This is a genomic window from Bacteroides zoogleoformans, assembly GCF_002998435.1.
In the GTDB taxonomy this organism is placed as follows: domain Bacteria; phylum Bacteroidota; class Bacteroidia; order Bacteroidales; family Bacteroidaceae; genus Bacteroides; species Bacteroides zoogleoformans.
The window spans coordinates 115,988-127,193 of sequence record NZ_CP027231.1 but is presented as its reverse complement, the minus strand read 5'-3'; the positions used below and the strand labels follow the sequence as shown (position 1 = coordinate 127,193).

Genomic DNA, 11,206 nt, shown 5'->3' with positions numbered 1-11,206 from the left:
GGGATAATTTATGTATCAGCAAAATTTTGTGTAACAACCAAATAAGGACATCATGCAGAAATACGGTTTAATAGGCTATCCGTTGAGGCATTCGTTCTCCATCGGATACTTCAATGAAAAATTCAAAGCAGAGAACATCGATGCCGAATACATAAACTTCGAGATTCCCAAGATTAGCAATTTTATAGAAGTGATAGAGGAAAATCCTGACCTCTGCGGTCTCAACGTTACTATTCCTTATAAAGAACAAGTGATTCCTTTTCTTGACGAACTGGATAAGGATACTGCTAAGATAGGTGCGGTCAATGTCATCAAAATTGTCCGCCTGCCTAAAGGGAAAGTGAAACTGATTGGATATAATTCAGACGTCATCGGCTTCACCCAATCCATCGAGCCTCTGCTGCAACCCCATCATAAGAAAGCGCTGATTCTCGGCACAGGAGGTGCGTCGAAAGCTGTATATCACGGCTTAAGAAATCTTGGGATAGAAAGCACATTCGTGTCACGTACCAAAAAAGATAAGAAGTATCTGACTTACGAAGAACTGACCCCCGAAGTGATGGCCTCGCACACCGTCATAGTGAATACCACTCCTGTAGGGATGTTCCCTAAAGTGGATTCTTGTCCTGACATCCCCTACGAGCAACTCACCTCCGACCACTTGCTTTATGATTTGCTCTATAACCCTAACGAAACACTTTTCATGAAAAAAGGACAGGCACAAGGAGCAGTCACCAAGAACGGACTGGAAATGTTGTTATTGCAAGCTTTCGCCGCATGGGAAATCTGGAAGAAATAACAAAGCGATGAGAAGAACTTTCAAATATAGTCTGGCTGGAATGTCGGTATTGATTCTCTCCGCTCTTATTGGAGGAAGTTTTTATATGCTCCATTATTCACTGACTCCGAGATACAACAAAGGGAAAGACATTGCAGGATCTTATAAGTATATGTTCAACGAGTATCCTTTCATCCAGCCTTGGGCAGACAGTCTGCAAGCCATCGGTGCCTTGCGCGACACATTCATTGTCAATGACGAAGGGAAGAAACTGCACGCGCTCTTTGCCGAGGCGCCCGAACCTACCGACAAAACAGCCATCATTGTACACGGCTATACGGACAATGCCGTCCGCATGCTGATGATAGGCTATATGTATAACAAAGAATTGAAATACAACATCCTGTTACCCGACTTGCAAAACCATGGCTTGAGCGAAGGCAACGCCATACAAATGGGATGGAAAGACTGCCAGGATATAATAAGGTGGAGGAATGTGGCTTCAGATCTCTTCAAGAAGCCTTATCATGCGCAGGAAAGCACTATATATGTTAATGGCCGTCCATGGCAGGAAATCACAGAATACGGATATTCTTTGCAGATAGTGCTGCATGGCGTCTCCATGGGAGCAGCCACTGCCATGATGATGTCGGGATACAATCAGGATGACAGTCATAACATTATATGCTACGTGGCAGATTGCGGCTACACCGGCGTGTGGGATGAGTTTGCATACCAATTGAAGCAACAATTCGGCTTACCGGAATTTCCGCTATTATACACCACAAGTCTGCTATGCAAGATAAAATACGGCTGGACGTTCGGCGAGGCTTCCGCTTTGAAGCAAATACAAAGCCCTCACGCCAAACAAGCCATGCTCTTTATCCACGGAGAAGCCGATACGTACGTGCCTGCAACGATGGTTCATTCACTCTATGAGGCAAGACGCAGCGATAAAGAATTATGGATTGTTCCGGGCACCGCACATGCCGAATCTTACAAGAATTATCCGCAGGAATATACAAAGCGAGTAAAGAATTTTGTAGAAAGGTATATACATTGAATTGTTTTTTCTTATCTTCGCTGCAACAAACAGCCGATGTATGAAACGATTCATTTCCATAACAATCCTTCTGTGCTTGCTCACGGCCATGCAAGCACAGACGATATACACCACGAACAATATTCCCAAAGTTCATCTTCAAGACAAGACACGCTACGTATGCAACCCTGCCGACATTCTCTCGGCAGCTGCATGCGACAGCATAGACCACATGCTGTATGCCTTAGAGCAGGAGACCGGCATTGAAACGGTAGTGGCCGTGGTTCCGTCCATCGGCGATGACGATTGTTTCGACTTCTCGCACCGTTTGCTCAACGAATGGGGAGTGGGAAAGAAAGGAAAAGACAACGGCCTCATCCTTTTGCTTGTCACCGACCAGCGTTGCATCCAATTCTATACAGGCTACGGGCTGGAAGGCGATTTGCCCGACGCCATCTGCAAACGCATCCAGTCTGAAGAAATGATTCCCTTTCTGAAAGACGGAAACTGGGATGCCGGCATGATGGCAGGTGTACGGGCTGTGCGCGCGCGTCTTGACGGCAGCATGACGAATGACGCCAATCAAGAAGACGGTTTATCGGCCGGAAAGCTACTGTTGGTTTTCCTCGGACTTCTGCTCATTGCCGTTGCGGCCGGCATCCGTTCCCACCGCAAAACCACCAAATGCCCGAACTGCGGACAACACAAACTACAACGCCACAACAGCGTGCTCGTACATAAAAACAAAGGACTGAAAACGGAAGATGTGACGTTTATCTGTTTGAACTGCGGACATAAAGTGGTGCGACGCCAACAATCGTATGACGAGACTTATCGTGGCGGTGGAAGTAGCGGCCCGACAATCTTTGGCGGAGGAGGCACGTTCAGCGGAGGTAGCGGCAGAGGTTTTGGTGGAGGAAGCTTCAGTGGAGGAAGTTTTGGCGGCGGAAGAGGCGGAGGCGGTGGTGCCGGATCACGGTTTTAAACAATCATTTGTATAACATCCAATAAAAGAGAAAAGTATGAAGAAAGCAAACATTATCATCATTGCGGTTGTGGCTCTCATTGTCATTTGGGGCATCAGTGGCTACAACGGGCTGGTGACCATGGACGAAAACGTCAGCGGACAATGGTCGAACGTAGAAACACAATATCAACGCCGGGCAGACTTGATTCCCAATTTGGTAAGTACCGTAAAAGGATATGCCTTGCACGAGAAAGAAACGCTCGAAGGAGTGATACAGGCACGCAGTGCGGCCACGCAGATAAAAGTAGACGCCGACGAACTGACACCGGAGAAATTGGCCGAATATCAGAAAGCGCAAGGTGCCGTCACATCGGCTCTCGGCAAACTGCTCGCCATCACCGAGAATTATCCCGACCTGAAGGCCAACCAGAATTTCCTTGAGTTGCAAGCACAATTGGAAGGTACGGAAAACCGCATCAACGTGGCACGTACCAACTTCAACAATGCCGCCAAAGAGTTCAACACTTCCATCCGCCGCTTCCCCAAGAGCATTATCGCTGGGCTGTTCGGCTTCAGCAAGCGTGCTTACTTCGAGGCAGCCGAAGGTACAGAACAGGCTCCGCAGGTGCAGTTCTAATCTCCCCCAAGTTTGAAGGCTGTGCAAGAAAAGTCTTCATTCTCAGGCACGGATCACGCAAATTAACGGGTTCTACTCATAGAGACCCGCACTAATTGGCGCGATTCGTGCCTTTTATTTTCTTTGAAGCGGATTCATGCCGGGAAGATGGCATATATATGTTTTTCATTGACATCCGATAAAACTTTCCAATATATCACTTTTATATCTACAATATCTGTCCATGGATATTGCAGATTTCAACGGCTTCGCATAAATGCATCCGCAATGCCTGTGTTCATAGATACACAGTGAATACCAAATCAATCGGCCTGAATGGATAGCGATGATAGATTTATGTACTGTATCTATAGAATAAAGTTGCTGCATCCATAGAATAAACTTGTATGAAGTTAGGAGTAAACTTGTACGCAGGCTGAACAAATCTCTGTTCGCGCCTTGCGAATATAAATCCGCGCACTGCGGATAGACGTTCGCACTGTGCGGACAGACATTCGCGCACTGCGAACAAAGATTCGATAGTAAGAATGGCAGGAATCCCGCAAATGTGTAAGTAAATCAGTCGGAAGAGAGGGAGGACGAAGAGGATGTTTCAGCAATGTAAAATAAGCGAACTTATTTTGCACAACTTTCATTTTGCACTATCTTTGCACTATCAATCGATAACAAACATACATATCTCATGAGTAACCAACGATACATGATGCGAGGCGTCAGCGCTTCGAAAGAGGATGTGCACAACGCCATCAAGAATATCGACAAAGGTATTTTCCCACAGGCCTTCTGCAAAATCATCCCCGACATACTGGGCGGCGATCCGGAGTATTGCAACATCATGCATGCCGACGGTGCAGGCACAAAATCCTCTTTGGCATACATGTACTGGAAAGAAACCGGCGACCTTTCGGTATGGAAAGGCATAGCGCAAGATGCCCTGATCATGAACATCGACGACCTGCTCTGTGTAGGTGCCGTAGACAATATTCTGGTATCCTCCACCATCGGACGCAACAAGCTGCTGATTCCGGGCGAAGTGATTTCAGCCATCATCAATGGTACGGACGAGCTTCTTGCCGAGCTTCGCAAAATGGGCGTGGGGGTATATGCCACCGGTGGCGAGACTGCCGACGTGGGCGACCTTGTGCGCACCATCATCGTGGACTCTACCGTGACTTGCCGCATGAAGCGCGCTGAAGTGATAGACAATGCCAATATCCGTCCGGGCGACGTGATTGTGGGTCTTGCTTCTTACGGACAAGCCACGTACGAAAAAGAATACAACGGCGGCATGGGCAGCAACGGACTGACCTCGGCTCGTCACGATGTATTCGCCAAATATCTGGCAGAGAAATATCCCGAAAGCTATGACAAGGCCGTGCCCGATGAGTTGGTGTACAGCGGTGCGCTACGGCTGACGGACTCCGTTCCGGGCAGTCCCTTGGACGCGGGGAAATTGGTCCTCTCTCCCACCCGCACCTACGCTCCGGTAGTAAAGAAGTTGCTCGACGCCCTCCGCCCCGAAATTCACGGCATGGTGCATTGCTCGGGTGGCGCACAGACCAAAATACTGCACTTTGTGGGCGACGGCATCCGGGTGGTGAAAGACAATCTCTTCCCCGTTCCCCCTCTGTTCAAGACCATCAAGGAACAAAGCGACACGGACTGGAGCGAGATGTACAAAGTGTTCAATATGGGGCACCGCTTGGAAGTCTACCTCTCGCCCGAACATGCCGAAGAGGTGATTGCCATCAGCCGCAGCTTCGATATCGACGCACGCGTTGTGGGACGCATCGAAGAGAGCGACCGGAAGGAATTGGTGATAAGGAGTGAGTTCGGAGAGTTCAAATATTAATCCGGCCTCCCAGACGATGGAAAAAGAACGAAAAGGATGCCTGTTGCTCATCGGCTTCACAGCCATGGCCTCAGTAGGGATATACATTGCTCTGAGGTTGGAGTGGCCGTTTTTAAAGAACCTGATGTATTTGACACCTGCCCTCGTAGTTCCCTACATAGGCGAGAAATATTTCAAATTCAACAATAAAAACAAAAAAACGCCTAAATGGAGATGGGCATTGCTTATCGTCCTCATTTTCCTGTTGGCCGGATTAGTGACATGGTTGATGAAAAGCCGCTAAGCTAAGACAAATGGTGTAGCAGATGAAAAAGAAAATCGTGTTTTGTATATATGCTTTGATTGAAAAAATTAGAGATTTAAAATATTAAAATGGAACAAATAAGCCAATATCCTAAGGTAGAAATATATTTGGGAGACTGTAAGAATGAGCTTAAATATCTACCAGATAATTCTGTTGATCTAATAGTCACCTCTCCTCCCTATGCAGACCAGCGAAAAAGTACCTATGGAGGTATCAGTGTAGATAAATATGTAGAATGGTTTTTGCCCATATCTGAAGAATTGTTGCGCGTACTAAAGCCTACAGGAACATTCATCTTAAATATTAAAGAGAAAGTAGTGAACGGTGAACGTAGCACTTATGTAATAGAATTAATATTGGAAATGAAAAAACAAGGCTGGCTATGGACAGAAGAATTTATTTGGCATAAAAAAAATTGCTATCCGGGCAAATGGCCAAACCGATTTCGAGATGCCTGGGAGCGTTTACTGCAATTCAACAAAAGCAAACAGTTTAACATGTATCAAGATTCAGTCATGATTCCTGTTGGTGATTGGGCAAAAAGTCGCTTAAAGAATCTAAGCGAAACAGACCTACATAGAGATAATTCAAAGGTATCAAGTGGCTTTGGCAAAAACATTTCTAATTGGATAGGACGCGATATGACTTACCCCACAAATGTATTGCATCTGGCCACAGAATGCAATAATAAAAAGCATAGTGCCACTTTTCCAGAAACACTACCGACATGGTTTATTAATCTATTTACCCAAGTAGGAGATTGCGTACTTGACCCTTTCATGGGTAGTGGAACAACTAATATCGTAGCAGCTAAGCTACATAGAAATAGTATTGGCATTGAGCTATTACCCGATTATTATAATTTAGTAAAAACATCATTTGAGAAAATATCAACAATAAAATCTAAATCCCATGAACAAGTCATTAATAAATCTAGTTACTCAATACGTGGAAAACAATATACCCTTTTTTCATCAGAATAGAATAAACAAATTAGAAAATTTGCAATTAGATGACTTTATAAAAAGGAAAAATCCCTATCTATTTAAAGCCAAACATTTAACAACAGCCCCCGAAATCGTAAAAAGCTTCGCAGATGCATACATATCATCTGCTGAAGAAACCATATTCGGGGATTGGTTGGAAGGGTTAGCAATATTTGTTTGTTCTCAAGTATATGCCGGACGTAAATCATCAACTAAAGGAATAGATTTAGAATTTGACAAAGAAAACATCAGATATATCGTTTCCATTAAATCAGGGCCTCATTGGGGAAACAGTACACAAATCAGCAAGATGCGCGATGATTTTAGAACTGCTCAGAAGACACTACGTACCAGCAATTCCGGTCTGAATATCCGTGCTATTAATGGGTGTTGCTATGGTAAAGATAACCAGCCTGACAAAGGTGATTATCTAAAATACTGCGGTCAAGACTTTTGGTTCTTTATATCCGGAGAAAAGACACTCTACACAGATATTATTCAACCATTATCAGTCAATGCTAAAGAACAAAATGATGAATATCAGATAGAATATGGTAAGATGATTAATAAAATAACCAAAGAGTTTATTATAAATTATTGCTTAGAAGATGGCAGTATTGATTGGAGTAAAATTGTACGATTGAATTCAGCAAGCAAAGCATTAGAATAATCCGATGGCAGACAACAATACCTTACTGGAGAAACTCGACGGCCTCGTAGCCCGCTTCGAGGAAGTATCCACACTGATTACAGACCCGGCAGTGATTGCCGACCAGAAACGCTACGTCAAACTTACCAAAGAATACAAAGAGCTGGGCGACCTGATGAGCGCCCGCAAAGAATACATGCAGATGCTTGGCGGCATTGACGAAGCCAAAGAAATCATCGCCAACGAAACAGACCCCGAAATGCGCGAGATGGCACGGGAAGAACTGGACGCCTGCCAAACACGACTTCCCGAACTGGAAGAACAAATAAAGCTGCTGCTCGTACCCGCCGACCCGCAGGACAGCCGTAATGCCATCCTCGAAATACGTGGAGGAACGGGAGGAGACGAAGCCGCTATTTTTGCCGGCGACCTCTTCCGCATGTACAGCAAATACTGCGACATCAAAGGCTGGAAGCTCGAAGTGTCCAGCGCCAACGAAGGTGCCGCGGGCGGTTTCAAGGAAATCATCTGCTCGGTGACGGGCGATAACGTGTACGGTACGCTCAAATACGAGTCGGGAGTACATCGGGTACAACGCATACCCGCCACCGAAACACAAGGGCGCGTACACACCTCCGCCGCATCCGTGGCTGTGTTGCCCGAAGCGGAAGAGTTCGACGTCGTCATCAACGAAGGCGAAATCAAGTGGGACACCTTCCGAAGCGGTGGCGCCGGCGGACAGAACGTCAACAAGGTAGAGTCCGGCGTGCGCCTGCGCTATAATTGGAAAAATCCGCTTACCGGCACCGTAGAGGAAATCCTCATCGAATGCACCGAAACGCGCGACCAACCCAAGAACAAGGAGCGCGCCCTCTCTCGTCTGCGCACGTTCATCTACGACAAAGAACATCAGAAATACATCGATGACATCGCCTCCAAACGTAAGACAATGGTCAGCACCGGCGACCGTTCCGCCAAGATTCGCACATACAACTATCCGCAAGGGCGCATCACCGACCACCGCATCAATTACACCATCTATAACCTTGCCGCCTTTATGGACGGCGACATACAAGACTGCATCGACCATCTGATTGTTGCCGAGAATGCGGAAAGGCTTAAAGAAAGCGAATTGTAATCACTGAAAGAGAAACATTCCCTGAATTAAACAGAAGATACCCCAATGAATAAGCAAGAATTGTTTGAGAACATAAAGCGCAAGAAGTCTTTTCTTTGCGTTGGTCTGGATACAGACATCAAGAAAATACCGGAACACCTGCTGAAAGAGGAAGATCCTATATTCACCTTCAACAAAGCCATCGTCGATGCTACTGCCGACCTTTGCATCGCTTACAAGCCTAACCTCGCCTTCTACGAAAGCATGGGCGTGAAGGGTTGGATTGCTTTTGAGAAAACGGTGAACTACATCAAGCAGAACTACCCCGACCAATTCATCATTGCCGATGCCAAACGCGGCGACATCGGCAACACTTCCGCCATGTACGCCCGCACTTTCTTTGAAGAGTTGGAGATTGACTCCGTGACCGTAGCCCCTTATATGGGTGAAGACAGCGTCACTCCTTTCCTTACTTATAAGGAGAAATGGGTCATCCTGCTTGCACTCACCAGCAATAAGGGTTCGCATGACTTCCAGCTGACAGCCGACGCCAATGGCGAACGTCTCTTCGAGAAAGTGCTGCGCAAGTCGCAAGAGTGGGCGGGCGACGAACAAATGATGTATGTGGTCGGTGCCACGCAAGGCCGTGCTTTCGAGGACATCCGTAAGATTGTCCCCGAACATTTCCTGCTGGTTCCGGGCATCGGAGCGCAAGGCGGCTCGCTGGAAGAAGTCTGCAAATATGGAATGAACCGGATGTGCGGACTAATAGTCAACTCCAGTCGCGGCATCATCTATGCGGATAAAACAGAAAACTTTGCCGCTGCCGCACGAAAGGCAGCACAAGAGGTACAGGAACAAATGGCTGCGCAATTGAAGGCTATTCTGTAAACGCCATAACTTCCTCCAAAAGATTTCTAAAGACTACCATTCTGCTTTGGGACAAAGGAATTTGCCTGCAAAGCAGAATGTTGTATTCTGTTCCACACGGCATGCCTGAATATTTTTCTGTTATCACTTTTACAGAATTTAGAAAAAGAATACGCCCTATATAAGCTTTGCCGAAAAAAACATATCTTTGTGAACCAACTATTGTGGTTATGGAAAAAAAGAATGTAATTCGGATACATTATTATCATTCTCCTTGCGGCGAACTTATAATAGGCTCGTTCGAAGAAAAACTATGTCTTTGCGATTGGGCAGCAGCAAAACATCGAGACAGGGTTGACAGACGGCTGAAAAGGCTCTTGCAAGCTGATTATAAAGAAGAAATGTCAGACGTGCTTCAAAAGGCTTGTAGGCAGTTGGATGAGTATTTTGACGGAAAACGAACTGTGTTCGATATCCCTTTACTTCTTATTGGTACGGAGTTTCAGAAGAGGGTATGGCAGAAGCTTCAAGAGATTCCCTATGGGACGACTGTTTCTTATGGAGCACTTGCCGAACAGTTGAGCGAGCCGAAATCGGTACGTGCTGTAGCCAATGCCAATGGGGCGAACGCCATTTCCATCTTTATACCTTGCCATCGTATCATCGGCAGCAACCATTCGCTTACGGGATATGCCGGTGGGCTGGAGGCAAAACGCCGGTTACTGAATAGGGAAGGCCTTTAGTGTTTTATTATTCGTATTCAGCTCATTTCTTATAATCCACCATAAAACCTTCCATCATCCACTTTGCCAAAGCCTGACGATTGGAGCTGATTACAAAACGACGTTGATCGAAAGCGTTCTGAATGTTGCCCAATTCCACAAAAACAGAAACGGGAGAAGTATTGAGCATTACGTAAAGGTTCCGTCCACTGACGGTACCGCTAAAACCACGATTAGGCTGGTGCTTGCCGTACTTCGACTCAAAAGTATTCTTCATGGTAGTGGCCAGTTTCCTCCCTAAAGAGCTTTTGGGGGAGTGATAGAAGAACACATCTGTCTGCGCTCCTTTGCTGCGGCTATCTACATGTAAAAAAATGGCACGACAATACTTATATTTTTTACGGTCCTTACGATAAAGCTCGTTAATGCGTTCGCAGCGTTGTCGCAAGCGAGCTACCTGATTCAAGGGGATGGCAGTTCCCATACATGTTTCTCTTTTGCTGTTGCTGAGGTACTTATCTTCGCGAATGCCGTCTTTAGAGTCCTGAATAATGATGCGCACTTCCGCCCCTTCCTCCATCAGATTGCGTGCCAAGCGCAAAGCCACATCATAAGCATATTCATCTTCATGGAGTTCCACATTGCCTATTTTCCCGATAGCACCGGGGTCAGGGCCTCCATGCCCGCCCACCACATAAAAACAAGCACCTTGCAAACGCTTTCCACTGACACGCACATCGGCAAGCGCTTTCCCGAAGAGCGGTTCTCGGACAAATCCTTTTCGCTTGCGGGAGGTTTGCAGAGAAGAAGGTTCAAAAACGTCCGTATCTTCTTTTGTCGTTTCTTGCAAAACAACATCTGCCACAGTCTTCTCCTCAAACAATGTATCTTCGGATACCTCACCTCTCAGAAGATTGTCTTTTACAGAATCTTGTTCAGAGGCAGTTTGCCGCCCGTCTCTCAAATCATTACCTCCAACCGCTACGTTTTTTTTGATCGAAACATTTTTTCCTCCATTCTTCAATGGAGGCAACACATATTTCACCCCCAATTGCAATTCTTCTTTCCCGTTCAAACACTTCCTATTCAATTCAAGAAACCTCTTATAGTATGTTTTTCCCGGACGATTGTTGCGCTTTAGAAAAGAAGAAATGCCTTCGCCGGATTTTGGAGTATCAGTTACCTGCTGAGCCTGAATGGAAATAATAAATGTCAATATAAATAACAAAAAGAGGTATATTCGAACCATTTTCACTGTATTTTTTCTTTATGGAAGGCAAAA

Annotated in this window: 12 protein-coding genes; 11 read left to right on the top strand and 1 reads right to left on the bottom strand. The window is 45.9% G+C overall.

Going from position 1 to position 11,206, the window contains the following annotated elements:
• Positions 1-52 precede the first annotated feature (52 nt).
• From C4H11_RS00525 to C4H11_RS00475, 11 genes are all read left to right on the top strand, one after another.
• Positions 53-799, top strand: a complete 747-nt coding sequence (locus C4H11_RS00525; protein WP_106040031.1) for a shikimate dehydrogenase family protein — start codon at positions 53-55, stop codon at positions 797-799.
• A 7-nt stretch (positions 800-806) separates the two neighbouring features.
• The gene (locus C4H11_RS00520) at positions 807-1,841 is read left to right on the top strand and encodes an alpha/beta hydrolase (RefSeq protein WP_106040030.1); all 1,035 of its coding nucleotides are present in this window, start codon (positions 807-809) and stop codon (positions 1,839-1,841) included.
• A 40-nt stretch (positions 1,842-1,881) separates the two neighbouring features.
• Positions 1,882-2,805, top strand: a complete 924-nt coding sequence (locus C4H11_RS00515; protein ID WP_106040029.1) for a TPM domain-containing protein — start codon at positions 1,882-1,884, stop codon at positions 2,803-2,805.
• A gap of 37 nt (positions 2,806-2,842) precedes the next feature.
• Positions 2,843-3,424 carry a LemA family protein gene (locus C4H11_RS00510; protein ID WP_106040028.1) on the top strand — a complete coding sequence of 194 codons (582 nt, stop codon included), beginning with the start codon at positions 2,843-2,845 and terminating at the stop codon, positions 3,422-3,424.
• Between the two features lie 682 nt (positions 3,425-4,106).
• On the top strand, positions 4,107-5,276 hold the full coding sequence (locus C4H11_RS00505) for an AIR synthase-related protein (protein ID WP_106040027.1): 1,170 nt from the start codon (positions 4,107-4,109) through the stop codon (positions 5,274-5,276).
• Positions 5,277-5,292: 16 nt separating this feature from the next.
• On the top strand, positions 5,293-5,559 hold the full coding sequence (locus C4H11_RS00500; RefSeq protein WP_129588267.1) for a hypothetical protein: 267 nt from the start codon (positions 5,293-5,295) through the stop codon (positions 5,557-5,559).
• A gap of 89 nt (positions 5,560-5,648) precedes the next feature.
• Positions 5,649-6,563, top strand: coding sequence for a DNA-methyltransferase (locus C4H11_RS00495; protein WP_106040025.1), 915 nt, complete (start codon positions 5,649-5,651; stop codon positions 6,561-6,563).
• On the top strand, positions 6,493-7,236 hold the full coding sequence (locus tag C4H11_RS00490; RefSeq protein WP_106040024.1) for a PmeII family type II restriction endonuclease: 744 nt from the start codon (positions 6,493-6,495) through the stop codon (positions 7,234-7,236). The genes C4H11_RS00495 and C4H11_RS00490 overlap by 71 nt, the downstream gene beginning before the upstream one ends.
• Positions 7,237-7,240: 4 nt before the next feature.
• The gene (gene prfA / locus C4H11_RS00485) at positions 7,241-8,353 is read left to right on the top strand and encodes a peptide chain release factor 1 (RefSeq protein ID WP_106040023.1); all 1,113 of its coding nucleotides are present in this window, start codon (positions 7,241-7,243) and stop codon (positions 8,351-8,353) included.
• A gap of 45 nt (positions 8,354-8,398) precedes the next feature.
• Positions 8,399-9,223 (top strand): orotidine-5'-phosphate decarboxylase, encoded by an 825-nt coding sequence (pyrF, locus tag C4H11_RS00480; protein ID WP_106040022.1) that lies wholly within the window; start codon positions 8,399-8,401, stop codon positions 9,221-9,223.
• A gap of 209 nt (positions 9,224-9,432) precedes the next feature.
• Entirely contained in the window at positions 9,433-9,945 is a 513-nt protein-coding gene (locus C4H11_RS00475) for a methylated-DNA--[protein]-cysteine S-methyltransferase (RefSeq protein ID WP_106040021.1), read from the top strand.
• A 22-nt stretch (positions 9,946-9,967) separates the two neighbouring features.
• Here the strand turns inward: C4H11_RS00475 and C4H11_RS00470 are convergent, their stop codons facing one another.
• A complete protein-coding gene (locus C4H11_RS00470; protein WP_106040020.1) occupies positions 9,968-11,173 on the bottom strand; it encodes an N-acetylmuramoyl-L-alanine amidase family protein in 1,206 nt (401 codons plus the stop codon).
• Positions 11,174-11,206: the final 33 nt, after the last annotated feature.